The organism is Tenacibaculum sp. SZ-18, from assembly GCF_002813915.1.
In the GTDB taxonomy this organism is placed as follows: Bacteria; Bacteroidota; Bacteroidia; order Flavobacteriales; family Flavobacteriaceae; genus Polaribacter.
Genome location: NZ_CP019335.1, coordinates 1,446,559 through 1,471,903, shown reverse-complemented (window position 1 = coordinate 1,471,903; position 25,345 = coordinate 1,446,559). Strand labels below are relative to the sequence as shown.

Genomic DNA, 25,345 nt, shown 5'->3' with positions numbered 1-25,345 from the left:
ATTTTAGAAACTAACCTGTTATATTTTTGAGCGTTATTATGGAGAAATCAGAATTGATAAAAAAATGGTTGGATGATAACTTAAATCCAGAAGAGCAAAAACTATTTGAAGCTCTTGAGGATTATAATGAATTGATTCAACTTTCGGATAAATTAAAACAATTTAAGGCTCCTGATTATAAATCAGATGGAGTACTTGAAAATATTGTGGCGACTAAACAATCGAAAAAAGGTAAATTAATTTCGTTTAATTTTATAAGTAAAATAGCAGCGATTTTTGTTATTGGATTTAGTTTGTTTTACTTTTTTAAAGACAACGACACCAGGATTAATGCACAAGCTGCTAACAAAATAAATGCAAAACTACCTGATAATTCTGAAGTAAGAATTAATGCACTTTCTTCAATTTCTTTTAATGAGAAAACATGGAAACAGAGTCGAGAAGTATCTTTAAAAGGAGAGGCATTTTTCAAAGTTGCTAAAGGATCCAAGTTTAATGTGCATACCAGTAATGGAACTGTAACTGTTTTAGGTACAGAGTTTAACGTTAAAAATAGAAACAATGATTTTGAAGTTATTTGTTATGAAGGTTCCGTATTAATTGAATCTAATAATATTTCAGAAATCTTAGCACCAGGTGATTATTTCAAATCAGGTAAAGTAATTAGTAACAAAATAAATACTAGTGCTCCAAGTTGGATTAATAATGAAAGTAGTTTTACAAGTGAACCTTTTATTAAAGTTTTACAAGAATTTGAAAGGCAATATGATGTGAAAGTTAAAGTTAAAAATATGGATACTTCCCTCCTTTTTACTGGTAAATTTATTCATAATGATATTGAAACAGCTCTAAAAGCATTAACATTACCATTCAATTTAGTTTCTGAACAAAACAACAATACTATAATATTAAAAGGTGAACCTAAAAAGTAGACTGTTTTTATTGCTTTATCTACTGATTTTCAACTTCTTTACTTCTTTTCCTCAGCGACAAACACAGGATAAAATTCCGCTCCGTGAGGTTTTAGTAGTACTTCAAAAGAGGTATGAAATTAGTTTTTCGTACGCTGATAATACAATAAAGAACAAGTACTTAAAGCTTCCAAAAGAGAATATTTCACTTTCGAAAGCTCTGTCTTTCATAAGAGAAAATACAAAGCTTCAATTCGAAAAATTAAACGACTCTACATTTGTAATCAGAAACACAAAACAGCAAAAATCAAAACGTAACTTCATCGAATTTGAACCTCTTGATGAAGTTTTAGTTCAAGGTTATTTGACTTCTGGAATTAGTAAAAACTCCGATGGATCAATTGATTTAGAAACAGATAAACTAGGAATACTACCTGGTTTAATTGAACCAGATGTTCTACAAATAATAAACTCATTCCCAGGTGTAATTACTGTAGATGAAAGTATTTCCAATATCAATATTCGCGGTGGAACTCACGATCAAAATCTAATTTTTTTTGATGGAATACGCATGTATAAATCTGGTCATTTTTTCGGCTTAATTTCTGCATTTAATCCGTATTTAGATTACGATATTAATCTTTCTAAAAGTGGAAGTAGTTCAAAATATGGAGAAAGTATTTCGAGTGTGATTGACATGAAATTGCCTGATAATGTTAGTGAAGAAACAAAAACACAATTCGGAATCAATATGATCAATGTTGATATTATGTCTAGAATTCCACTCTCACAAACAACAGAAATTCAAATTGCTGCAAGAAGATCTGTCACAGATTTCATTAAAACTCCTACGTATAATCAGTACTTTAAGCGTGCTTTTCAAGATTCTAATTTAAGTGCATTGCTAAATAATAATAGCGTACTAGTGAAGGATGAAAACTTTAAATTCCATGATATTTACAGCAAGTTTATTTGGGATATTAGCAAAGACGATAAACTTAAATTAGTATTTCTTAATATTGAAAATGATTTATCTTATAATCAAAAATTAACAGGATCAACTGGAGATTTAGAAGTAAGCAGTAAATTGAATCAACAAAGTTTTACATCTGGAATTACTTATGAAAAACAAATTCATGATGATTTTAAAGTTTCAGCTCAGAAATATTTCACTCACTACGATTTATCATCAAGCAATGCTGATATATTAAACGATCAGAACTTAATTCAAGAGAATATTGTTCAAGATAATGGTATAAAGATCGATGCTAGATATAATTTCAATAAATCAGCCTCTTTTCTTTCTGGTTATCAGTTCTCACAAGTTGCAATTAGTAATTTAGAAGATGTTGATAAACCAGAGTTTAGAAGATATATAAAGCAAGTTTTACTATCTCACGCTTTATATGGTCAATTTAATTATACAACAGACAGAATTCAGCTTAAAACAGGAGCACGATTGACTTATTTTGAAAAGTTTAACAAGTTCTCTCTAGAACCTAGAATCACCTTTAATTATAAGTTTGTAAATAATTTCAATTTATTAATTACAGGAGAACTTAAAAGCCAATCTGTATCACAAATTATTGATTTACAGGAAGATTTTCTTGGGATTGAAAAAAGACGTTGGGTTTTAGCAAACGATAACGAAATCCCATTAATAACAAGTAAACAAGCTAGTATAGGTGTTTTTTATAAAAAAAATGATTTTCTTATAAGTGGTGAATTTTATTTAAAAAATGTCAATGATATTAGTGCGAGAAGTCAAGGATTTCAAAATCAGTTTCAATTTGTAAATGATATTGGAAACTTTAACGTTAAAGGTTTTGACTTTCTAATTAACAAACGATTTCAAAATTTTAATACCTGGATTAGTTACAGTTATAATGTAAACAATTATGAGTTTGCTAGTTTAAATAATGCAGAAAGCTTCCCAAATAATGTAGATGTTCGAAGTGTTATAAATATTGCAGCAAATTATACTTACAATGATATTAAAGTTGCTCTAGGGTTAAATTGGCATACCGGTAGACCATATACCAAACCATTGCAATCAGATAATTCGATTATTAGAACAATCAATTATGATAATCCAAATAGCTCACGTTTAGATGATTATTTACGATTTGACGCTTCATTACAATATCAATTTAAGATAGGAAATACTCGTGCTTCCTCAGGTGTTTCGGTGTGGAGTGTTTTAGATAAAAGAAACATTTTAAATACTTATTTTGATTTAGACAATAATCAAATAAATCAAATTGAAAATACTTCTTTGCGCATTACACCAAATGTAAGTTTCAGAATTTATTTCTAATGTATAGTGCATAAAAAAAACACCATCAAGAATGACAATGTTTTTTTCTATATATTTAACTTTTTTGCTTTTTAAGTGAGCATTCCTCCGTCAACAGATAATGTTTGACCTGTGATGTAAGCACTCATATCAGAAGCTAAAAACACACATGCATTTGCAATATCTTCGGGAGTTCCTCCACGTTTTAAAGGAATTTCATTTCTCCAACCTTCAACTACTTTCTCGTCGAGTTTAGCAGTCATTTCTGTTTCAATAAAACCAGGAGCAACTACGTTACTACGAATATTTCTTGAACCTAATTCTAAAGCAACAGATTTAGAAAATCCAAGAATTCCTGCTTTAGAAGCTGCATAATTCGCTTGCCCTGCATTTCCTTTTAACCCAACAACAGAACTCATATTAATTATTGAACCCTTACGTTGTTTCATCATTGGACGGATTACTGCCTTTGTTAAGTTAAAAACAGATTTTAAGTTTACTTCAATAACTTTATCAAAATCATCTTCAGAAATTCTCATTAATAAATTATCCTTTGTGATTCCTGCATTATTTACTAAAACGTCAATCGTTCCGAACTCTTCTAGTACGCTTTTAGCTAAATCTTGGGCTGCATCAAAATCAGCTGCATTCGATTGAAATCCTTTAGCTTTTACACCTAACTCAATTAATTCGTTTTCTAAAGATTTTGCAGCATCTACAGATGAACTGTAGGTAAAAGCTACGTTAGCTCCTTGTTTCGCAAACTCTAACGCTATTCCTCTACCGATTCCCCTAGTGGCACCAGTAACTATAGCTGTTTTATTTTCTAAAAGTTTCATTTTATTTAATTAGTTGTTTGTAAATATAAAAAGAATTCCCGCTAAAAAACGGGAATTAATGTTATGTATAAATATTTAAATGGCTTATCCTAAAACCTTTGCTACCATCTCTCCTATTTTAGCTGGTGATTCAACGACGTGAACTCCATTTTCTGCTAAAATCTTCATTTTTGCTTGAGCAGTATCATCAGCTCCTCCAACGATTGCTCCAGCATGTCCCATTGTTCTACCAGCAGGTGCGGTTTGACCAGCAATAAATCCAACAACTGGCTTACGATTTCCGTCAGCTTTGATCCAACGAGCAGCTTCAGCTTCTAATTGACCACCGATTTCTCCAATCATTACGATTGCTTCAGTCTCTTCGTCATTCATTAATAACTCTACAGCTTCTTTAGTAGTGGTTCCAATAATTGGATCTCCACCAATACCAATTGCAGTAGTAATACCGTAACCTTGTTTTACTACCTGGTCAGCAGCTTCATACGTTAAAGTTCCTGATTTAGAAACAATACCTACTTTACCTTTTTTGAAGATAAATCCTGGCATAATTCCAACTTTAGCTTCTTCTGGAGTAATAACTCCTGGACAGTTAGGTCCAACTAAAGTACAATCTTCTTTAGCATCAATATAAGATTTCACTTTTACCATATCTGCAGTAGGAATTCCTTCAGTAATACAAATAATTACTTTGATTCCTGCCTCAGCAGACTCCATAATTGCATCAGCTGCAAATGCTGGTGGTACAAAAATAATAGATGTATCTGCTCCTGCTTTATGCACTGCTTCATCAACAGTATTAAATACAGGTTTTCCTAGGTGTTCTTGTCCGCCTTTACCTGGTGTTACACCACCAACAATGTTAGTACCGTAATCAATCATTTGACCGGCATGGAAAGTACCTTCACCTCCTGTAAAACCTTGTACAATAATTTTTGAATCTTTATTTACTAAAACGCTCATCGGTTTGTTTTTTATTTTATAGTGTAGCAAAAATAGTTTTTTAATTGAGTTTAACCAATTAAATTATTGTTACTTTTTATCTTTCTTTACTTCGTTTTTAACATGGACGATTTCTCGCATTTTTTGTCGATATTCTTCTTGTGGTGTCCCGAAATAAATTCCCTTTTTAAGTGATTTCATCACACCTGTTTGCGCCATAAGAACTGTTCCTTTTTCAATTCTTAATCCGCTCACTATTCCTACCTGCCCCCAAATGGTTACTTCATCTTCTATTACAGTACAACCAGCAATTCCTGTTTGTGCTGCAATTAAACATTTTTTACCAATAATTGTATCATGACCAACATGAACTTGATTATCAATTTTCGTTCCCTCTCCAATTGTCGTGTCTCCTGTAACTCCTCTATCAATAGTACAAGAAGCTCCTAAATCTACATTATCTTCTATCACAACTCTACCTCCAGAAATTAAGGTATCAAAACCTTCTGATCTTTTCTTATAATAGAATGCGTTACTTCCTAGAACCGTATTTGAGTGTATCGTGACATTATTACCAATTACAATATCATTATTAATGGAAACATTAGCATGAATAATACAATTTTTACCAATTTTCACATTTTCACCAATAAAAACATTTGGTTGAATAATTGTATTCTCCCCAATTATTGCTGAATCGGCAATACTATTTTTAGAAGCTATAAATGGATTGAAATGTTTTGTTATTCTATTAAAATCTCTAAATGGATCTTCAGAAATTAATAATGTTTTTCCTTCTGGACACTCAACTTCCTTATTGATTAATATAGTAGTTGCCTTTGAATTTAATGCCTTATCGTAATATTTAGGATGATCTACAAATACAATCTCTCCTTCTTCTACGACATGGATTTCATTGATTCCTGTGATTTCAAAGTTCGGATTTCCAACATAATGTAATCCAAGAAGTTCTGAAATTTGCTTTAGTGTTTGTATCGTTTTAAATTTCATGACATAAAAAATCCCGCTAAAGCGGGATTTACTATTTTAAAAAGTTACGCTTTTATTCTCTCTGAATACGCTCCTTTTTCAGTATCAATTTTAATTTTATCTCCTTCATTAATAAATAAAGGAACATTAACTCTAGCTCCAGTTTCAACTGTCGCAGGTTTTGTTGCATTTGTTGCTGTATTTCCTTTAACACCAGGCTCTGTATGAGTTACTTCTAAAATCACATGAGATGGCATCTCTACTGATAAGGGCATGCTATCTTCCGTATTAATTAAAATTGTAACTACTTCTCCTTCTTTCATAAATTCAGAACCATCTACAACTTTTCTTTGTAAAGTAATTTGGTTGTAATCATCCGTGTTCATGAAATGTAAATCATCTCCCTCTGCATATAAATATTGAAATTTATGAGTTTCAACACGAACATCTTCAATTTTGTGACCTGCAGAAAATGTATTATCAATTACTTTTCCTGTTGTTACACTTTTTAATTTAGTTCTCACGAAAGCAGGTCCCTTTCCTGGTTTTACATGTAAGAATTCTATTATTTTAAATATATCACTATTGTACTTAATACAAAGTCCTTTTTTAATATCTGAAGTTGATGCCATTTTTTATTGATTAATTTGCATTGTAATATCCTTTCATTATACCTCTGTGAGAATCTTTGATGAACTGTACAATTTCATCTCTCTCTGAAGTTGCTTCCATTTCTGCTTCGATAATTGCAATTGCTTGCGAATTATTATAGTTTTTCTGGAATAATATTCTGTAAATATCTTGAATCTCTCTAATTTTATCTGTTGTAAACCCTCTTCTTCTTAAACCTATAGAATTAATACCAACGTAAGATAAAGGTTCTCTAGCAGCTTTAACAAATGGAGGTACATCTTTTCTTACTAATGAACCACCAGTTACAAAAGCATGATTACCTACAGATGCAAATTGATGCACAGCAACCATTCCTGCTAATACAACATTGTCTCCTATGGTTACGTGTCCAGCAAGTGTTGAGTTATTGGAAAATATACAGTTATTTCCAACAATGCAATCATGAGCTACATGGCAATATGCCATAATGAGACAATTGTCACCAATTACGGTTTTATGTCTGTCAGAAGTACCACGATTTATTGTAACACACTCTCTAATGGTTACATTATTTCCAATTTCGACAATAGTTTCCTCATCATTAAATTTTAAATCTTGCGGAATAGCGGAAATAACTGCTCCAGGGAAAATTCTACAATTTTCTCCAATTCTAGCACCTTCCATTATGGTTACATTAGAACCAATCCATGTACCAGAACCAATTTCAACATTTGCATGAATCGTTGTAAAAGGTTCTATTACCACATTTCTAGCTATTTTAGCCTGAGGATGTACGTAAGCCAGAGGTTGATTCATATTATTTTACTTTACTTATTTGAGCCATTAATTCTGCTTCTGCAACTAACTTTCCGTTTGCATAAGCATAAGCTTGCATATGTGCAATACCTCTTCGAATTGGCGTTATTAATTCACTTTTAAATATTAACGTATCACCTGGAAGTACCTTTTGTTTAAACTTTACCTTATCTATTTTCATGAAATAAGTTAAGTAATTTTCTGGATCTGGCACAGATTTCAAAACTAAAACTCCTCCAGCCTGAGCCATCGCTTCTATTTGAAGAACTCCAGGCATTACAGGCGCTCCAGGGAAGTGACCAACAAAAAAATCTTCATTCATTGTCACATTTTTCATACCAACTACATGCTTATCAGATAATTCTAGAATTCTATCAATTAATAAGAATGGTGGCCTGTGAGGTAAGACATCCATAATTTGATGAATATCCATTAAGGGAGGTTGATTTAAATCATAAGAAGGAACATTATTTCTCTTCTCTTGTTTAATAATTTTAGCTAATTTTTTAGCAAATGTAGTATTAATTAAATGACCTGGTTTGTTAGCTATAACTTTCCCTCTAATTCGTGTTCCAACTAGAGCTAAGTCACCAATTACATCGAGTAATTTATGTCTTGCTGCTTCATTAGCCCAATGTAATTCTAAGTTATCCAAAATTCCATTAGGTTTAATTTTAATGTCGTCTTTATTAAAAGCTTGTTTCAACTTTTCCGTTGTTCCTTCAGAAAGCTCTTTATCAACATAAACAATTGCGTTATTTAAATCTCCTCCTTTAATTAGATTATGATCTAAAAGCATTTCAATCTCATGAAGGAAACTAAATGTTCTTGCTGAAGATATTTCTTCTTTAAAATCAGAAATAGTATTCAAAGTAGCATTTTGTGTTCCTAATACTTTGGTTCCGAAGTCAACCATAGTAGTAACCTGATATTCTTCAGCAGGCATTAGGATAATTTCACTTCCAGTGCTTTCGTCTTTATAGGAAATTATTTCTTTTACTATATACTCTTCTACATCTGCATCTTGTTCTTCAATTCCAGCTTTTTCTAAGGCTTCGATAAAATATTTTGAAGATCCATCCATAATTGGAGGTTCTGATGCATTAATTTCGATTAATAAGTTGTCGATATTTAGACCTACAGCTGCCGCTAATACATGTTCTGAAGTATTAATTTGTACTCCATTCCTTTCCATATTAGTTCCTCGCTGCGTATCTGTAACATATTCAGCCTTCGCCTCAATTGTTGGTGCACCCTCTAGGTCTACTCTTTTAAATGCGAAACCATGATTCGTAGGAGCTGGCTTAAATGTCATTACCACTTCATTACCAGTATGCAGTCCTACACCCGATAATGTGATTTCATTTTTAATGGTATTTTGTTTCTTACTCATTTCGGTTTTTTAGAGAATTTAATTCCTTCTCTATTCTATTTAGTGTTGTTATTGTTTTCGGTAAATTTTTAAAATGAACGTATGATTTATTCCAATCAGAATATCCAAACGCAGGCGAACCTTGAACAACATCTCCATCCTTTAAATTTCTTCCAATACCCGATTGAGCCTGAATTTTAACGTTATTACCTATGGTAATATGTCCTACAATCCCAACCTGTCCACCAATCATACAATTTTCTCCAATCTTAGTAGATCCAGCAATACCTGTTTGAGAAGCAATTACTGTATTTTTACCAACTTCCACATTATGTGCAATTTGAATTTGATTATCCAACTTCACACCTTTTCTAATAACTGTGGAACCCAAAGTTGCTCTATCAATTGTAGAATTTGAACCAATATCTACATTATCCTCAATTATAACATTTCCTGTTTGTGGAACTGCCTTATACTCTCCATTTTCATCTGGAGCAAAACCAAATCCATCAGAACCTATTATACTTCCTGAATGAATTTTACAATTGTCTCCAATAATGGTTTCTGAATAAATTTTAACACCCGCAAATACAACACAATTGTCACCAATTGTAACGTTATCCCCGATATAAGAATTAGGATAAATTTTCACGTTATTTCCAATTTTTACATTTTCTCCGATGTAAGAAAACGCTCCAATGTATTCATTATCGCCAATAATTGCTGAATCGGACATGAAATGAGGTTCTTCTCTTCCGACTTTATTATTTTTTACTTGATTATAATATTCTAAAAGTGTGGAAAAAGACTTATATGCATCGTCCACTTTTATCAACGTAGTTTCTATATCCTTCTCAGGAACGAAACTTTTATTTACAATCGTAATAGAAGCTTTTGTAGTATAAATATAACTGTTATACTTTGGGTTTGCTAAAAAGGTTAACGATTCCTTTTCGCCTTCTTCTATCTTAGATAATTTAGATACTACCTCATCATGGTTACCTACAACTTCACCTTGTAAAATCTCTGCTATCTGTTTTGCTGTGAATTTCATTATGTGCAAAAGTAATTATTTTTTTTGTTTAAGGTTGCTTTTGAAAATATAGCCCCTTAGAATTTTTTAGGATAGCAACAATAATATTTAACAACTGGCTTCGATAAAGTCTTTAAATTAAGATGATCAGAAGCTTTAAGGATGTCTTTTGTTTTTCCATTTTTATTTAAAATTTTTATTGGTTTTTCAAGGTCATAAGTTTGATTTGAAGCTGTATCCAAGAAAACAAAGTAATCTATATGTTCCTCGTTAATATCAAATTTTTCTTGAAGTTTCACTTTTAACTTTTCTATTTTTTTCTCAGAAAAAGGTTTGTCCTGAATTTCAATACAGAACAATTTTCTTTCAATAATCATCTTAGATAAGTTAGACAAAACAATATCATCATGGTAACACCATTGTTTCATTGAAGCAAACACATCATAATCATCTAATCTCGAAAACACCTCTAATGCTTCATCACTAAAATTATGATCTGTGATTGCATTATACAGGAAATAACGTAATGATTCCGTAGTTGGTAATTCCTCTCCTTTTTTCGCTAATTCTTTCGCTCTCTGTAATACTTTCACCAGTAATGTTTCAGCAGATAAAGAAGTTTTATGTAAATAAACTTGCCAATACATTAATCTTCTTGCTATTAAAAACTTTTCAACAGAGTAAATACCTTTTCTTTCAATTACTAATTCATCATTTTTTACATTCATCATTGTAATTAAACGATCGGAAGAAATATTACCTTCTGTAACCCCTGTGTAAAAACTATCTCGTTTCAGATAATCTAATCGGTCAATATCAAGTTGACTAGAGATTAATTGATTAAAAAATTTTCTTTCATATTTACCTTCAAAAATATTAATAGCTAAATTTAACTGACCACTAAATTCCTCATTCAACTTTTTCATAAACTTTAAGGAAATTTCTTCATGGGTAATTTCATTAACAATACTATATTCTAGAGCATGCGAAAACGCACCATGACCAATATCGTGCAATAAGATAGCTATGCTTAGCGCTGTGGCTTCATCTTCTGATATAGAAACATTTTTCGTTCTTAAAATTTGAATAGCTTTCTGCATTAAATGCATACAACCGATGGCATGATGAAATCTTGTGTGATTGGCGCCAGGATACACCAAATTTGTAAGTCCCATTTGACTCACTCGTCGTAATCGCTGAAAATAACGATGCTCAATAATATCAAAAATTAAAGAATTTGGAATTGAAACTAATCCATAAATTGGATCATTAAGAATTTTAAGTTTATTCGTTTTAGAAGTCGTCAATCGTTAATATTTATGATATTTACTTCAAGCAAAAGTAATTAAATATAAAGAGGCTTCTCGGAATTGACCGATTTATTTTAAATATTTTGTTAGATATTGTCAACTTTAATAAATTCTTTAGATAACGAGAAGTATATTTTTCGTTCTTTTACACTAAACGATCTTTTTATTCGTTGATTTTTTTTAGTAAAAAACATATGAGAAAAATAGACATACTTTGGGTTGATGATGAAATTGATTTATTAAAACCGCATATCCTTTTCCTTGAGAAGAAAAATTATAATATAGAAACTTGTACAAATGGAGCTGATGCTGTTGATTTGGTTGGTGAAGAAAGTTTCGATATTGTATTTTTAGATGAAAATATGCCTGGAATTTCTGGACTGGAAACACTTAGTCAGATAAAACAGCTACAACCAAATCTTCCGGTTGTTATGATTACTAAAAGTGAAGAAGAGTATATTATGGAAGAAGCAATTGGTTCTAAAATTGCCGATTATCTTATAAAACCTGTAAATCCAAATCAGATATTATTGAGTTTAAAAAAGAACTTAGACCATTCCCGATTAGTATCTGAAAAGACGACTCATAATTATCAACAAGAATTTAGAAAAATAGCTATGGACCTAGCTATGGTAAATTCATATGAAGAATGGATTGATTTATACAAAAGACTAGTTCATTGGGAGCTAGAGCTTGAAGGTATTAATGATTCAGGAATGTTAGAAATTCTAGAAAGTCAAAAATCAGAGGCCAACTCTCAATTTTTTAAATTCATAAAGAAAAATTATCAAGATTGGTTAACTGGCAATGATAAACCAACCATGTCTCACACTTTATTTAAGGATTATGTTGCGCCGAATATCGATAAAGAAAACGGAACATTATGGGTGGTTATTGATAATTTACGATACGACCAATTTAGAGTAATAGAACCGTATATCAATGAGTTTTATAAGAAGGAAAATGAATATTCTTTTTACAGTATTCTTCCTACGGCAACTCAATATGCAAGAAATGCAATATTTTCTGGTTTGATGCCTTCTGAAATGGAGAAACGTTATCCAAATTTTTGGAAGAATGACACTGATGAAGGAGGTAAAAACTTATTCGAAGCAGAATTCCTAGAAGAACAAATTAAGCGATTAAACCTAAATCTTAAACATGAATATTATAAGATAACTTCTTTAAAAAATGGAAAAGATTTAGAAGAAAATTATAACGGAACTAAACAAAACGATTTGACTGTTGTAGTTTATAACTTCGTGGATATGCTTTCTCATGCTAAGACGGAAATGGAAGTAATTAAAGAATTAGTTGGTGATGATAAAGCCTACAGATCACTAACTGTAAGTTGGTTTAAAAACTCACCTTTGCTTTCTATCATTCAAAAAGCAAAAGAATTAGGACAAAAACTTATTATTACCACGGATCACGGAACAATTAATTGTAGTAATCCAACAAAAGTTATTGGTGATAAAAATATTAGTGCTAACCTACGATACAAAACTGGAAGAAGTTTAACGTTCGAGGAGAAAGATGTTTATTCGGTAAAAAATCCAAAGGATATTTTTTTACCGAGTGTAACTATAAATAGTCCTTTTATTTTTGCCAAAGAAGATTTATTTTTCGCATATCCAAACAATTACAATCACTTTGTTAAATATTACAAAAACACTTATCAACACGGAGGTATATCATTAGAAGAAATTATTATACCTTGCGTTGTATACAATACGAAATAAGTGTTTTTTATGAATAAAAATTATTCTTTAGAGCAGCTACATGAAATTGCTGAAGAAGTTATTCAACTTTCCAAGCATAAAGTATTATTATTTAACGGTGAAATGGGTGTTGGTAAAACTACACTTATTAAGGAAATTTGCTCGCTTTTAGGAGTTCAAGATACTATTAGTTCTCCTACATTTTCTCTAGTAAACGAATATATGACTTCCAATAAGGAAACTGTTTATCATTTTGACTTTTATAGGATAAATAATGAAGAAGAAGCTCTTGACATAGGAGTTGAAGATTATTTCTACAGCAATAATTGGTGTTTAATAGAATGGCCTAATAATATCAAAAATTTATTACCTTTAAATTCCGTTAATATAAATTTAACGTTAAACGCCGATAATCTAAGAAATATTCAACTCAACTATAATTAATGAGCTTATCTCCTTTCACTAAAGAACAATTATTACCACAGCCAGAAATGCTTGAAATAAAAAAGCAAAAAGGCGAATTATTTATTGGTTTACCTAAAGAAACGCATTTCGAAGAAAAACGAATTAGTTTAACACCTGATGCTGTTGCTGCATTGGTTGCACATGGACATAGAGTTGTTGTTGAGACTGGTGCTGGAGAAGGAGCTAATTATTCCGATAGAGAATATTCAGAGGCTGGAGCCAAAATATCATACGATATTAAAGAGGTTTTCGGTTGTAATTTACTCGTGAAAGTTGAACCACCATCACTGGATGAAATAAAATTGATGAATCCTCAGGCTTTTTTAATTTCAGCTTTACAATTAAAAACTCAAGATAAACAATACTTTAAAGCATTAGCAAAAAAAAGAATCACTGCAATTGCTTACGACTATATTAAAGACGAAGATGGTGTTTTTCCAATTTTAAAATCGTTAAGTGAAATTGCAGGAGCAGCCGCCATTCATATTGCTTCAGAACATATGACAACAGTTGGTGGAGGTAATGGACTTTTATTAGGAAATATTAGTGGTGTTCCTCCCACTGATGTTGTTATTCTTGGTGCAGGTACAGTTGGAAAATGTGCAGCAAGAGCTGCTATTGGTTTAGGTGCTCGAATAAAAGTGTTCGATAATTCGATCACTAAATTACGTCGTTTACAAGAAGCAGTTCCAGGTCCAATATACACATCTACATTACAACCAAAATCATTACTAAAAGCACTAATGAGATGTGATGTTGCAATTGGGGCAATTCGAGGTATCGATAGATCTCCAATTATTGTCACGGAAACAATGATTGAACAAATGAAATCTGGTGCTGTTATCGTTGATGTTTGTATTGATCGTGGAGGATGTTTTGAAACTTCAGAAGTAACAACACATAGTCAACCTACATTTTTAAAACATGAAATTATTCATTACTGTGTTCCAAATATTCCTTCGAGATATTCAAGAACAGCTTCAGTTTCAATAAGTAACATTTTAACCCCGTATTTATTAAACATTGCTGAAGAAGGCGGTTTTGAAAATGCCGCTAGGTTTGATAAAAGTTTACGCAATGGTATGTATTTTTATCATGGTGTTTTAACAAATAGAACAGTTGCTGACTGGTTTGATTTACCATACAGAGATATTAACCTGTTGATTTTATAAATTATTTACTTTTTTAAGTATTTTTGTGGTCTAAATTGGAACCATGCAATTACTAAAGAGAATCGGATTTTACATGATCGGCCTAGCATTAGGAACTTTAGCAGTTTCTTTCTTTTGGAAGAATAAAAAAGTAACTTTTGAATATGGCATGGACGCTCGCACTCTTAAAACAATTCGAATTAGAAAACGTCTGTTCTCTGAGGAAGCTATGAAAACAATGCAAATGCATAAAATAGATACTGCTCAAATTTCTTTGATTCTAAGAAAAGGAGATGTTTATTTTGGTAAAAGTAAACCTAGACAAAAGCCATGTGCTGAATATTATGTTACCGGAGAAAATCTAGATTTATATATTATCCGTTGTGATAGTACAGCAACTATTGATAAAGTATTTATTAAAAGTAAGTAGCTTATTGGTGATATTATTTAACAATATAATGTTATTGTTTTTTAGTAAATCTTACACTGCAGCTTCTTGTTTGACTTTTGTTTTATAAATACAACTTTCTTTTTTTAGGTAACTAAGGAAATTCAAAATTCTATTTTTGGTTATTGATTATCATTATGATCAGAAATTTAAAAAATTATGATACATCTGAAGCCTTTGTTTTCTGCAAGGTTTCATTTCTTAAACATGATTTAAATTTTTAATCCCTTAAATTATAAATCTTAAATTAGTATTATATTACTCATCTGTGGAGTTGTACCCTCTAAAAAAATAATTTTATTTCCTTCTTAATGCGTAATTTACATTAAAACTAAGTTAGCATGATTTAGAAAAACCCGTTAATGAAATCAAAAAGTAATTTTTAAAGACGTGTATTTTTATCAAACTTCTTTTTAGATTTCTTCTGAAATTAGAATTTTTATTTCTCATTCTATCTAACACAAATAAAAAAACGCATAAAACTTAATTTTTGCGTCCAATTGTATCGTTTCAAAATTGAATCTGTAATAAAATTACTGATATTATTTATACCTATACTTAATTAGCTACATCACTAGTAAATTTTATCCTCATTAATCGTAATTCTTCATCATCAAAATCACCATCAAACTCATCTAATGCATCTTGTATTTTATCTGTATCAGCTTCCATGAAGTAATCATAAATTTCCTCTTGCTGATCTTCATCTAATAAATCCTCAATGGCGTAATCAATATTTAACTTAGTTCCTGAGAATACAATAGCTTCCATTTCCTTGATTAGCTCATTCATTTCTAATCCCTTTGACTTCGCAATATCGTCTAGTGGCAACTTCCTGTCTGTATTTTGAATAATATACAGTTTTAAACCAGAGTTAACTCCAGTACTTTTAACAACCAAATCATCTGGTCTAACAATATCGTTATCTTCAACATACTGAGAAATTACTTGAATAAAATCTTTACCATATTTCTTAGCTTTACCTTCACCAACGCCGTGAACCTTTGAAAGTTCATCCAAGTTAATTGGATATTTAAGTGCCATATCATTTATGGAAGGATCTTGAAATACAGCGAAAGGAGGCACACCTAATTTTTTGCCTACTTGTTTTCGCAAATCCTTTAAAATATGTACTAACTTCTGATCTGTTCCAGCATTGTTTGCTTTAGCATTGGTAATAATAGAGCCATCATCTCCTCTCTTGTATTCATGATCTTCTGTCATCATAAAAGACTTTGGATGTTCTAAATACTCTTTACCCTCTTTAGTTATTTTAATAACTCCATATTGCTCAATCTCCTTACGGATTAAATCGACCACAAGAATTTGACGAATTAAAGCCATCCAATAACTGGAAGTTTTATCTTTTCCGACACCAAAAAATGGTTGTTCAGTAGTTTTATGAGATTTTAGAAGAGCATTTTCTTTTCCAATAAGCGTACTAACAATATCTTTTGCTTTGTACATCTCATTTGTTTCCTTTATCACTCTTAGAATAATGGCTACTTCTGCTTTTGCTTCATGCTTTTTCTTTGGATTGCGCATATTGTCATCCATATCGGCTCCTTCTCCATTCACTTCATCAAATTCTTCTCCGAAATAGTGTAAAATATACTTTCTTCGATTCATTGATGTTTCAGCGTAACCAACAACCTCTTGCAATAAAGCATGCCCAACTTCCTGTTCAGCAACAGGTTTATTCGCCATAAATTTTTCAAGTTTCTCTATATCCTTGTAGGCATAAAATGTTAAACAGTGACCTTCACCTCCATCTCGACCAGCTCGTCCTGTTTCTTGATAATAACTTTCTAAACTTTTAGGAATATCATGGTGAATTACATATCTCACATCGGGTTTATCAATACCCATTCCGAATGCAATAGTAGCAACAACGACATCACAATCTTCCATTAGGAACATATCCTGATGTTTTGCACGAGTTTTTCCATCAAATCCTGCATGATAAGGAAGTGCATTAATACCATTTACTTGCAGAACTTGAGCAATTTCTTCTACCTTTTTTCTACTTAAACAGTATATAATACCTGACTTACCTTCATTTTGCTTTATGAATCGGATGATATCTTTTTCTACTTCCTTGGTTTTAGGACGTACCTCATAGAATAGGTTTGGTCTATTAAATGAGGCTTTAAATACATTGGCATCTGTCATACCTAATGTTTTTAAAATATCTTCCTGAACTTTTTCAGTAGCTGTAGCTGTTAAACCGATAACAGGGACATTATCAATCTGCTTTATAATATTTCTTAAGTTACGGTATTCCGGTCTGAAATCGTGTCCCCATTCAGAAATACAATGAGCTTCATCAATAGCTACAAAAGAAATCTTTTGCTGCTTTAAAAAGTCAACATATTCTTCTTTTATTAAAGATTCTGGTGCCACATAAAGTAGTTTTGTAATACCATTTGAAATATCTGATTTTACCTGATTGATTTCAGATTTGTTCAAAGAAGAGTTTAAAACATGAGCAATACCATGTGTTTCAGAGATGCCCCTGATAGCATCTACTTGATTTTTCATTAATGCAATAAGTGGGGATACTACAATTGCTGTACCTTCCTTCATCAAGGCTGGTAATTGGTAACACAAAGACTTACCTCCACCTGTCGGCATAATAACGAACGTATTCTGATCGTCTAAAATGCTTTTAACCACATCTTCTTGTAGTCCTTTGAAATTATTAAAACCAAAGAACTTTTTTAAAGCATCGTATAAATTCATTTTCATATTGTTCCCGAAAGGTAAAGTTAAAAAATCAAACTAATACACAAAAATATTTACATAAAAGTTAGAAATAAGTTTCTTCTTAAATGAAAGTTCTAGTAGCTAAAATATTCCTATTTTTACAGCTTGGAATCAAACTTTGTTTTACTTGAAAAATTCAAACTTAATTATATCCAGAGCAAAAGAAACTATTCTACTCCAAAGTAATAGTATAGCTAATTTAACTAATTTTTTGGATAATTCGTTTGCTGATGCAGTTAACTTCATATTAAATTCAAAAGGAAGGGTGATCATAACAGGAATCGGAAAAAGCGCCAACATTGCAAATAAAATTGTCGCTACTTTAAATTCTACTGGTTCCCCAGCTATATTTATGCATGCTGCAGATGCTATTCACGGAGATTTAGGAAATATTCAAGAAGATGATGTAGTTATTTGTATTTCTAAAAGTGGCAATACTCCAGAAATTAAAGTGTTAGTTCCGCTAATTAGAAGCGCTAAAAATAAAATAATTGCAATTACTGGAAATCCTGAATCATTTTTAGGAAAAAATGCCGACTTTGTTCTAAATTCTCATGTAGAAAAGGAAGCTGACCCAAATAATCTTGCTCCAACAAGTAGTACAACAGCTCAACTTGTTTTAGGAGATGCTCTAGCTGTTTGTTTATTAGATTTAAGAGGTTTTACCAACAGTGATTTTGCTAAATATCATCCAGGTGGAGCATTAGGAAAAAGATTGTATTTAAGAGTATCTGACTTAGTTAAAAACAATCAATTACCAAAGGTTTTAGTTTCAGACAAAATCGCTAAAGTAATTGTTGAAATTTCTGAAAAGAGATTGGGTGTTACAGCAGTGGTTGATAGAAATAATAAAATTTTAGGAATTATTACGGATGGAGATATTCGAAGAATGTTAAATAAAACAACAGATATAAATAGTTTATCCGCTGCTGATATAATGAGTTCAAATCCAACAACTATTGATATCGATGCTATGGCTATTGATGCTCTTGAAGCATTAGAAAATAATAGTATTTCTCAAATATTAGTTACTGACAATAATAATGAATACGTTGGTGTTGTTCATTTACATGATTTAATTAAAGAAGGTATTTTTTAGTCATGGCAGAAAAAGAAATGTCATTTTTAGACCATCTTGAAGAACTAAGATGGCACGTTATAAGGAGCTTTTCCGCAATATTTATTATTGCTATCTTAGTTTTTGTATACATTAAAACAGTTTTTGATACCGTTTTATTAGCTCATTTAAAACCTGATTTTGCAACTTATAAATTTTTCTGTAATGTTTTTTCAACCATAGGAATTGACAGTAGTTTCTGTGATATACAATTCAAACAAACGCTACAAGCTCTAAATCCTACGCAACAATTAATGACTGCAATTTGGTCATCATTAATATTAGGGTTCATTCTTGCATTTCCTTATGTCTTGTGGGAGATATGGCGATTTATTTCACCGGGGTTACTTGATAATGAACGAAAAAAGTCTAGAGGTTTCATTTTTTGGGCTTCTTTCCTATTCTTCTTAGGAATATTATTTAGTTATTATGTAATAATTCCAATGTCAGTATATTTCTTTTATAACTTTACTATTGGAGATGCTGTGGTGAATAACTTCAAGCTTGATGCTTATATTGGTTTAGTTACAAATACTTTAATTGGGGTAGCTATTTTCTTCGAGTTACCAATAATTATATTTTTCCTATCTAAAATTGGTTTAATTACACCAGCATTTTTAAGGAAATACAGAAAACATGCTTTGGTAATTGTACTCGTGTTGGCTGCCATCATTACGCCTCCTGATATTGCTAGTCAAGTAATCGTTTCCGTTCCGATTATGATATTATATGAAATAAGTATTTACATCTCTAAATATGTAATTAAAAAAGAACAACAAAAGAATGTCGAAAAAAGTCCAAGAGTTCAATAATTATCGTTCTAAGATGAACGAGAAAATTCTTTCTTCTGATAACAAAGTTATTAAGAGAATTTTTAACCTTGACACGAATGCGTATGCAGAAGGTCATTTATCAGTAAAAACAAAAGAATTGTTAGGTTTAGTTGCTTCAGCTGTTTTACGTTGTGACGATTGTATTGCATATCATCTGGAAACAGCTCATAAAAATGGAGTGACTACAGAAGAAATGATGGAAACAATGTCTATAGCAACGTTAGTTGGTGGAACTATTGTGATCCCTCATTTAAGAAGAGCTGTAGAGTTCTGGGAAGCCCTTGAGGAAGAAGTTTAATACGTTTTTAAGACGCAAATTCATAAATTTTAAGCACTTTTAAAAAAATTATATTTTACAATAATCATGAAATTAAGAGCTGATAACATCCAAAAAATCTATGGGAGTCGTAAGGTAGTAAAAGGAATTTCTCTTGAAGTGCAACAGGGAGAAATTATTGGATTACTTGGACCAAATGGTGCTGGGAAAACAACATCTTTTTACATGATTGTTGGTATGGTAAAACCAAACGATGGTAAAATTTATCTAGATGAAAATGAAATTACCGAAGATGCAATGTATAAACGTGCTCAAAAAGGAATTGGATATTTAGCTCAAGAAGCTTCTGTATTTAGAAAACTATCTGTTGAAGATAATATTCTATCGGTTTTAGAATTTACTAATAGATCCAAAGAACAAAGAAAGAACAGACTTGAGGAACTTATTGAAGAGTTCAGTTTAGGTCATGTTCGAAAAAATCGTGGAGATTTACTCTCTGGTGGAGAACGCCGAAGAACTGAAATTGCAAGATGTTTAGCATCAGATCCTAAATTCATCTTACTAGACGAACCTTTTGCTGGAGTCGATCCAATTGCAGTGGAGGATATTCAAAGAATCGTTGCTCAATTAAAAAATAAAAATATCGGTATTCTAATAACAGATCATGATGTTCAGGCTACTTTAGCCATTACAGATCGTTCCTACTTAATGTATCAAGGAGGTATTCTAAAGGAAGGTATTCCAGAAGAATTAGCAGCTGACGAAATGGTGAGAAAGGTATATCTTGGAAAAGACTTTGAATTAAAGAAAAAGAAGTTTAATTAACAGCTTCCTTTTTCATATTCTTTACCATTGACATTGCTACATATAACAATATCACTATTGGAATAGCAATAAACTTTAACACTACTAATAGTAAAAGTGATAAGAGTAAATAAATATATTTTATACTATTATTCTTGAAAGAGTAATCTTTAAACTTCAAAGAGAATAGCTTTACTTCAGAAACCATCAAAATACTTAGTAAAATCGTTATAACAATTAAAACATATTTATGATGTATAATATCTTGAATTATTTGGTTAGAAGTGTATTCTGAAATTAAGGGCAACGAAAGAACAAATAGGTTCATTGCTGGAGTTGGCAATCCAATAAAACTATCTGATTGCCTTTCATCAATATTAAATTTAGCCAATCTATATCCTGCAAACAAGGTTAATAATAAACCGATTGCTTCGTAAGTAAACCAGTTATCAATATTTAATCCCATATCTAAAGCGGCATCCCAAGAAGAAATTCCTAGATCATTATAATGGGAGCTGTTCAACATATACTGAACCATAACAATTCCTGGTACTACCCCACTTGTTACCATATCTGCTAAACTATCTAATTGTTTACCAAATTCTCCTTGCACTTGTAATAATCTGGCAACAAAACCGTCAAAAAAATCGAATACTATTCCAATACCAACTAAAATTGCTGTGGTATAAAAATCACCTCTTACTGCATAAATTGCTGCGATAGTACCGCATAATAAATTACCTAAAGTGATTATATTTGGGATGTGCTTTTTAATATTCATGTTTTCGATAGATTATTCGTCTAAAATATGAAATAGATTTTTTTAAACAATTAATTCAACTAATAGATTTAGAATGCCACTACTCGAAAGTCAATTAACCACTAAGTTTCCTTTTAGAAACCCGCACGTTAACACACTTTATAAATTTTTTGCTAACAAAGAAAAACCAACTTATGAACGAAAAAGAATTACAACCTGGGATCAAGATTTTATCGATTTAGACTTTTTACTGTCTGATTCATTCTCTGCTATTTTATTAATTCACGGTTTAGAAGGAAGTTCTGAGTCGAGCTATATAGCATCAACGGCAAATTACTTAAAGGATAATGGATATGATGTCATTTCTATGAATTTAAGAAGCTGCAGTGGTGTAGATAATAATATTTTGAAAACATACCATGCTGGTAAAACCGATGATGTCGAATTTGTTATAAATTACTTAATCGAAAATTACAATTACAATAATATCGTTTTATGTGGTTTTAGTTTAGGAGGTAATCTTATTCTTAAATATTTAGGAGAATTCAGTAAAACCATTCCTCCTAGCGTAAAAGGAGGTATTGCAGTTTCTGTTCCTATAGATTTAACAAGTGCTCAGGCTGAATTAAGTAAACTCAAAAACAAAATTTACATGAAGGAATTTCTTAGAACATTAAAATCTAAAGTTCTATTAAAAGCTGAAAAATTCCCCGAATTTAATCCTAATAAGAAATTAATTGCAAAAGCTTCATGTTTTAGAGATTTTGAGGAAATATATACAGCACCAGTTTTTGGTTTTAACAGTCCTGAAGATTATTGGGAAAAAGCAAGTAGTAAACCATATTTATCCAAAATAAATCAGAAAGCTTTGTTGATTAATGCAAAGGACGACTTTTTCTTATCTTTAGATTGCTACCCTTATGAAATTGCAGAAAATTCAGAGAACTTTTATTTAATGACGCCTAAATATGGTGGACATGTTGGATTTGTTTCAACATTTAATGATGAAGTATTTTGGATTGAAAATCAAATTATAAGTTTTATTCAGAATCAATTAAATACATACTCTTAATACAATAACTAGTTAAATTATCTGTTATTTCACAAGGAATTAAGATATTTGTTCTTTAAATAATTTGAGATCTTGAGAATCAAACTACTATATTTTTTCTTATTTGCTTCTATTCTTTCTTATAGTCAGTTTAGAAACTATTCAAATGAATTCTTAAATATTGGTGTTGATGCTGCTGCATTAGGAATGAGCAAAGCGGTCGTTGCAACAACTAATGATGTTAATTCAACTTACTGGAATCCTGCTGGTTTAGTAGGAATTGAAGATTATCAAGGATCATTAATGCATGCTTCTTATTTTTCGGGCATTGCCACTTATAATTTTGCTGGTTTTGCAATGCCAATTAATAAAGATAGCTCCGTAGGATTATCAATTATAAGATTTGGTGTAGATGATATTCTCAATACAACAGAATTAATTGATAGCCAAGGTAATATTGATTTTAATCGAATTAATTTGTTTTCGGCTGCCGATTATGCTTTAAATGTGAGTTATGCCCGAAGAATGCCTTTAGATGGATTTACTATTGGAGGAAATGCCAAGATAATTAGAAGAATTATTGGTGATTTTGCAACGTCATGGGGTTTCGGTTTTGATTTAGGAATTCAGTTTGAAAAAAATAGTTGGAAGTTTGGTATAATGGCCAGAGATATTACCACCACTTTTAACACTTGGACTATTAACGAAACAGAATTTGAAAAAATTAGAAATGCTATTCCTGGTCAGAATCAAGAGCTACCTGAGACCACTGAAATTACGAAACCAAAGTTACAAGCTGGACTGGCAAAAACTTTTAATATTGGGAGATATTTTCATTTATTAACCGAGTTTGACATCAATATGCGTTTCGCTGAAACAAATGATATTATTTCTACATCTTTTGTTAGTATAGATCCAGCTTTTGGTTTTCAATTGGATTACGATGAATTAGTTTATTTACGAGTTGGTGCAGGTAATTTTCAAAATGTGCGAGAATTTGATAATAGTGAATCTTTATCTGTTCAACCAAATTTTGGATTAGGATTTAAATACAAAGGAATTCAGATAGATTACGCTTTAACCAATATAGGAAGTGTAGGTAATGCATTGTTTTCGAATATCTTCTCAATTAAAATTGATTATAGTTTTTATCGCTAATTATGTTTAAAAAACACTTTCTTCTTTTACTTTTCATAACTCAATTTAGTTATTCTCAAAAAGTACAGCTATCCGTTTATTCAGAGATCAGCATCATTACTTCGGGTCCTGGAGATAATTTATATGAGAAATTCGGACACACAGCTATTCGAGTAAAAGATCCTCTTCTAAATCTTGATTTATTGTATAATTACGGAATTTTCGATTTTAGTGACCCAAATTTCTATACAAATTTTGTAAGAGGTTTCATGAAGTATAAACTTGCTAGATATCCTTTTCATTATGCTTTAAAATCGGCAAAAGAAGATAAAAGATGGGTTAAACAACAAGTTTTAAATTTAAATCAACAAGAAAAAACAGAATTTTTCTATTTCTTAGAGAATAATGCGAAACCTGAAAATGCCAATTATTTTTATGATCCTTTCTTTGATAATTGTGCTACTCGACCAAGAGATCTTGTAAAATCTATTTTAAAAAATAAACTTTTATTAAATGAGGATTTCGCTCGTAATCCTAAGACTATTAGAATTTTGATGAATAAAAAAATCCATCCTAATTCTTGGGGAAGTTTTGGAATTAATATCGCCTTAGGGAATAAATTAGATAAAATTGCTACTCCCGAAGAATATCTATATTTACCTGAGTACTTATACTTAGCTTACAAGAATTCTAAAATAAAATCTGCAAAAGGTGAAGAAAAATTAATTACAAAAGAAACTACACTAATAGAATTTGAAAATAAAGAGGTTTTATCAGATAGTTTTAGTCCGTTTCTAGTATTTTCGATTCTTTTTATTTTAGTTGCTATAATTACTTATCTAGACTACAAAAAGCAACGTCAATCAAAATTTTTAGATTTTCTCCTGTTATTCAGTAGTGGATTAGTGGGAATTTTAATTGTATTTCTATGGTTTTTCACAAATCACTCAACTGCTCCTAATAACTTTAATTTTTTATGGGGGTTTGCTCCAAATCTTATTGTATCTTTCCTTTTCTTAAAAAGGAAAAAGCCGAATTGGATACACCGTTATTTTAGTTTTATAACAATTCTTTTATTATTTATACCTATAATACATTTTACAAAAATCCAGCAATTTACGTACCCAATAATTCCATTAACCGGATTACTATTTATTAGATATATATTTCTTTACACGTTAACTCAAAACAAAAAATTGAATGGGTATTAATTTTGTTTCGTTTTTTACAAGAAACTTTGAATTGCGAGCACATAGCTATTTAAACCAAAACCACTTATCACACCTTTCGCGTTTCCAGCTATGTAGCTAACATGTCTAAAGTCTTCTCGAGAATGAACATTTGAAATATGTACTTCAACCACTGGAGTTGAAATTCCCTTAACAGCATCTCCTATACCAACGGATGTATGTGTGTAAGCAGCTGCATTTAATATAATTCCATCATAATTAAAACCAACTTCATGTAATTTATTAATGATTTCACCTTCAATATTAGATTGAAAATACTCTAATTCAGTATCAGGAAATTTACTTTTGAGCTCTTCGTAATACTCTGTAAAAGTTTTAGAACCATAAATTTCAGGCTCTCTTTTTCCCAGTAGATTTAAATTTGGTCCGTTTATAACTATAAGTTTTTTCATAATTCTTTTTAAATTGTAAGAGCTGTTATCTCCAAAGACGTTAAATAAGATTCCT

General features: G+C 30.9%; 24 protein-coding genes. 13 read left to right on the top strand and 11 right to left on the bottom strand.

Translation table 11 applies throughout. From position 1 onward, the window contains the following. Window positions 1-38: 38 nt before the first annotated feature. Together BTO06_RS06765 and BTO06_RS06760 are read left to right on the top strand one after the other, a co-directional pair. On the top strand, window positions 39-932 hold the full coding sequence (locus BTO06_RS06765) for a FecR family protein (RefSeq protein ID WP_100924573.1): 894 nt from the start codon (window positions 39-41) through the stop codon (window positions 930-932). A 10-nt stretch (window positions 933-942) separates the two neighbouring features. Continuing rightward, on the top strand, window positions 943-3,228 hold the full coding sequence (locus BTO06_RS06760) for a TonB-dependent receptor plug domain-containing protein (protein ID WP_232731532.1): 2,286 nt from the start codon (window positions 943-945) through the stop codon (window positions 3,226-3,228). A 71-nt stretch (window positions 3,229-3,299) separates the two neighbouring features. Here the strand turns inward: BTO06_RS06760 and fabG are convergent, their stop codons facing one another. From fabG to BTO06_RS06720, 8 genes are all read right to left on the bottom strand, one after another. Beyond that, on the bottom strand, window positions 3,300-4,046 hold the full coding sequence (fabG, locus tag BTO06_RS06755) for a 3-oxoacyl-[acyl-carrier-protein] reductase (protein ID WP_100924572.1): 747 nt from the start codon (window positions 4,044-4,046) through the stop codon (window positions 3,300-3,302). Between the two features lie 84 nt (window positions 4,047-4,130). Continuing rightward, the gene (sucD, locus tag BTO06_RS06750; protein ID WP_100924571.1) at window positions 4,131-5,006 is read right to left on the bottom strand and encodes a succinate--CoA ligase subunit alpha; all 876 of its coding nucleotides are present in this window, start codon (window positions 5,004-5,006) and stop codon (window positions 4,131-4,133) included. Between the two features lie 69 nt (window positions 5,007-5,075). Beyond that, window positions 5,076-5,996 carry a UDP-3-O-(3-hydroxymyristoyl)glucosamine N-acyltransferase gene (locus BTO06_RS06745; protein WP_100924570.1) on the bottom strand — a complete coding sequence of 307 codons (921 nt, stop codon included), beginning with the start codon at window positions 5,994-5,996 and terminating at the stop codon, window positions 5,076-5,078. A 44-nt stretch (window positions 5,997-6,040) separates the two neighbouring features. Next, window positions 6,041-6,607, bottom strand: a complete 567-nt coding sequence (gene efp / locus BTO06_RS06740; protein WP_100924569.1) for an elongation factor P — start codon at window positions 6,605-6,607, stop codon at window positions 6,041-6,043. A 10-nt stretch (window positions 6,608-6,617) separates the two neighbouring features. Further along, window positions 6,618-7,403, bottom strand: a complete 786-nt coding sequence (gene lpxA / locus BTO06_RS06735) for an acyl-ACP--UDP-N-acetylglucosamine O-acyltransferase (protein ID WP_100924568.1) — start codon at window positions 7,401-7,403, stop codon at window positions 6,618-6,620. A gap of 1 nt (window position 7,404) precedes the next feature. Further along, window positions 7,405-8,796, bottom strand: a complete 1,392-nt coding sequence (locus BTO06_RS06730) for a bifunctional UDP-3-O-[3-hydroxymyristoyl] N-acetylglucosamine deacetylase/3-hydroxyacyl-ACP dehydratase (RefSeq protein ID WP_100924567.1) — start codon at window positions 8,794-8,796, stop codon at window positions 7,405-7,407. Then, window positions 8,789-9,829, bottom strand: coding sequence for a UDP-3-O-(3-hydroxymyristoyl)glucosamine N-acyltransferase (lpxD, locus tag BTO06_RS06725; protein WP_100924566.1), 1,041 nt, complete (start codon window positions 9,827-9,829; stop codon window positions 8,789-8,791). Before lpxD ends, BTO06_RS06730 begins: the two co-directional genes overlap by 8 nt. Window positions 9,830-9,885: 56 nt before the next feature. After that, window positions 9,886-11,115 carry an HD domain-containing protein gene (locus tag BTO06_RS06720; protein ID WP_100924565.1) on the bottom strand — a complete coding sequence of 410 codons (1,230 nt, stop codon included), beginning with the start codon at window positions 11,113-11,115 and terminating at the stop codon, window positions 9,886-9,888. A 197-nt stretch (window positions 11,116-11,312) separates the two neighbouring features. Between BTO06_RS06720 and BTO06_RS06715 the strand changes: the two genes are divergently transcribed. From BTO06_RS06715 to BTO06_RS06700, 4 genes are read left to right on the top strand one after another with little or no spacing between them, the layout of a single operon-like run. Then, a complete protein-coding gene (locus BTO06_RS06715) occupies window positions 11,313-12,860 on the top strand; it encodes a T9SS response regulator signal transducer PorX (protein WP_100924564.1) in 1,548 nt (515 codons plus the stop codon). A 9-nt stretch (window positions 12,861-12,869) separates the two neighbouring features. Beyond that, window positions 12,870-13,283 carry a tRNA (adenosine(37)-N6)-threonylcarbamoyltransferase complex ATPase subunit type 1 TsaE gene (gene tsaE / locus BTO06_RS06710; protein ID WP_100924563.1) on the top strand — a complete coding sequence of 138 codons (414 nt, stop codon included), beginning with the start codon at window positions 12,870-12,872 and terminating at the stop codon, window positions 13,281-13,283. Further along, the gene (locus BTO06_RS06705) at window positions 13,283-14,476 is read left to right on the top strand and encodes an alanine dehydrogenase (protein ID WP_100924562.1); all 1,194 of its coding nucleotides are present in this window, start codon (window positions 13,283-13,285) and stop codon (window positions 14,474-14,476) included. Before tsaE ends, BTO06_RS06705 begins: the two co-directional genes overlap by 1 nt. Before the next feature lie 43 nt (window positions 14,477-14,519). Further along, window positions 14,520-14,885 (top strand): DUF4258 domain-containing protein, encoded by a 366-nt coding sequence (locus BTO06_RS06700; protein WP_100924561.1) that lies wholly within the window; start codon window positions 14,520-14,522, stop codon window positions 14,883-14,885. A 576-nt stretch (window positions 14,886-15,461) separates the two neighbouring features. Here BTO06_RS06700 and BTO06_RS06695 read toward each other — a convergent pair. Beyond that, complete coding sequence (locus tag BTO06_RS06695) at window positions 15,462-17,645, bottom strand: RecQ family ATP-dependent DNA helicase (protein ID WP_100926729.1); 2,184 nt, start codon at window positions 17,643-17,645, stop codon at window positions 15,462-15,464. 151 nt (window positions 17,646-17,796) lie between these two features. Here BTO06_RS06695 and BTO06_RS06690 point away from each other — a divergent pair, with 151 nt between their 5' ends. From BTO06_RS06690 to lptB, 4 genes are all read left to right on the top strand, one after another. Further along, window positions 17,797-18,768 (top strand): KpsF/GutQ family sugar-phosphate isomerase, encoded by a 972-nt coding sequence (locus BTO06_RS06690; protein ID WP_100924560.1) that lies wholly within the window; start codon window positions 17,797-17,799, stop codon window positions 18,766-18,768. A gap of 2 nt (window positions 18,769-18,770) precedes the next feature. Further along, window positions 18,771-19,598: a twin-arginine translocase subunit TatC gene (gene tatC / locus BTO06_RS06685; RefSeq protein WP_100924559.1), complete on the top strand. Its 828-nt coding sequence runs from the start codon at window positions 18,771-18,773 to the stop codon at window positions 19,596-19,598. Continuing rightward, the gene (locus BTO06_RS06680; protein WP_100924558.1) at window positions 19,570-19,917 is read left to right on the top strand and encodes a carboxymuconolactone decarboxylase family protein; all 348 of its coding nucleotides are present in this window, start codon (window positions 19,570-19,572) and stop codon (window positions 19,915-19,917) included. Before tatC ends, BTO06_RS06680 begins: the two co-directional genes overlap by 29 nt. A gap of 66 nt (window positions 19,918-19,983) precedes the next feature. Beyond that, window positions 19,984-20,721: an LPS export ABC transporter ATP-binding protein gene (gene lptB / locus BTO06_RS06675; protein ID WP_100924557.1), complete on the top strand. Its 738-nt coding sequence runs from the start codon at window positions 19,984-19,986 to the stop codon at window positions 20,719-20,721. Here lptB and BTO06_RS06670 read toward each other — a convergent pair. Continuing rightward, a complete protein-coding gene (locus tag BTO06_RS06670; protein WP_198517139.1) occupies window positions 20,714-21,481 on the bottom strand; it encodes a CDP-alcohol phosphatidyltransferase family protein in 768 nt (255 codons plus the stop codon). The two genes, lptB and BTO06_RS06670, sit on opposite strands and share 8 nt — an antisense overlap. Window positions 21,482-21,554: 73 nt before the next feature. Between BTO06_RS06670 and BTO06_RS06665 the strand changes: the two genes are divergently transcribed. From BTO06_RS06665 to BTO06_RS06655, 3 genes are all read left to right on the top strand, one after another. After that, window positions 21,555-22,532: a YheT family hydrolase gene (locus tag BTO06_RS06665; RefSeq protein WP_100924556.1), complete on the top strand. Its 978-nt coding sequence runs from the start codon at window positions 21,555-21,557 to the stop codon at window positions 22,530-22,532. 69 nt (window positions 22,533-22,601) lie between these two features. Next, a complete protein-coding gene (locus BTO06_RS06660; RefSeq protein ID WP_100924555.1) occupies window positions 22,602-23,669 on the top strand; it encodes a PorV/PorQ family protein in 1,068 nt (355 codons plus the stop codon). A gap of 2 nt (window positions 23,670-23,671) precedes the next feature. Further along, entirely contained in the window at window positions 23,672-24,859 is a 1,188-nt protein-coding gene (locus tag BTO06_RS06655; protein ID WP_100924554.1) for a lipoprotein N-acyltransferase Lnb domain-containing protein, read from the top strand. A 14-nt stretch (window positions 24,860-24,873) separates the two neighbouring features. On the opposite strand, the gene aroQ is transcribed toward BTO06_RS06655, so the two are convergent. Then, window positions 24,874-25,290, bottom strand: a complete 417-nt coding sequence (gene aroQ, locus BTO06_RS06650) for a type II 3-dehydroquinate dehydratase (protein WP_100924553.1) — start codon at window positions 25,288-25,290, stop codon at window positions 24,874-24,876. Between the last annotated feature and the right edge of the window lie 55 nt (window positions 25,291-25,345).

Bases quoted from the DNA above. Each gene is read 5' to 3' on its own strand.
- aroQ (WP_100924553.1), bottom strand. From the start codon at position 25,290: ATGAAAAAACTTATAGTTATAAACGGACCAAATTTAAATCTACTGGGA.
- BTO06_RS06745 (WP_100924570.1), bottom strand. From the start codon at position 5,996: ATGAAATTTAAAACGATACAAACACTAAAGCAAATTTCAGAACTTCTT.
- tatC (WP_100924559.1), top strand. From the start codon at position 18,771: ATGGCAGAAAAAGAAATGTCATTTTTAGACCATCTTGAAGAACTAAGA.
- lptB (WP_100924557.1), top strand. From the start codon at position 19,984: ATGAAATTAAGAGCTGATAACATCCAAAAAATCTATGGGAGTCGTAAG.
- lpxD (WP_100924566.1), bottom strand. From the start codon at position 9,829: ATGAAATTCACAGCAAAACAGATAGCAGAGATTTTACAAGGTGAAGTT.
- lpxA (WP_100924568.1), bottom strand. From the start codon at position 7,403: ATGAATCAACCTCTGGCTTACGTACATCCTCAGGCTAAAATAGCTAGA.
- BTO06_RS06715 (WP_100924564.1), top strand. From the start codon at position 11,313: ATGAGAAAAATAGACATACTTTGGGTTGATGATGAAATTGATTTATTA.
- BTO06_RS06695 (WP_100926729.1), bottom strand. From the start codon at position 17,645: ATGAATTTATACGATGCTTTAAAAAAGTTCTTTGGTTTTAATAATTTC.
- fabG (WP_100924572.1), bottom strand. From the start codon at position 4,046: ATGAAACTTTTAGAAAATAAAACAGCTATAGTTACTGGTGCCACTAGG.
- sucD (WP_100924571.1), bottom strand. From the start codon at position 5,006: ATGAGCGTTTTAGTAAATAAAGATTCAAAAATTATTGTACAAGGTTTT.
- BTO06_RS06705 (WP_100924562.1), top strand. From the start codon at position 13,283: ATGAGCTTATCTCCTTTCACTAAAGAACAATTATTACCACAGCCAGAA.
- BTO06_RS06665 (WP_100924556.1), top strand. From the start codon at position 21,555: ATGCCACTACTCGAAAGTCAATTAACCACTAAGTTTCCTTTTAGAAAC.
- BTO06_RS06655 (WP_100924554.1), top strand. From the start codon at position 23,672: ATGTTTAAAAAACACTTTCTTCTTTTACTTTTCATAACTCAATTTAGT.
- tsaE (WP_100924563.1), top strand. From the start codon at position 12,870: ATGAATAAAAATTATTCTTTAGAGCAGCTACATGAAATTGCTGAAGAA.
- efp (WP_100924569.1), bottom strand. From the start codon at position 6,607: ATGGCATCAACTTCAGATATTAAAAAAGGACTTTGTATTAAGTACAAT.
- BTO06_RS06670 (WP_198517139.1), bottom strand. From the start codon at position 21,481: ATGAATATTAAAAAGCACATCCCAAATATAATCACTTTAGGTAATTTA.
- BTO06_RS06700 (WP_100924561.1), top strand. From the start codon at position 14,520: ATGCAATTACTAAAGAGAATCGGATTTTACATGATCGGCCTAGCATTA.
- BTO06_RS06765 (WP_100924573.1), top strand. From the start codon at position 39: ATGGAGAAATCAGAATTGATAAAAAAATGGTTGGATGATAACTTAAAT.
- BTO06_RS06680 (WP_100924558.1), top strand. From the start codon at position 19,570: ATGTCGAAAAAAGTCCAAGAGTTCAATAATTATCGTTCTAAGATGAAC.
- BTO06_RS06730 (WP_100924567.1), bottom strand. From the start codon at position 8,796: ATGAGTAAGAAACAAAATACCATTAAAAATGAAATCACATTATCGGGT.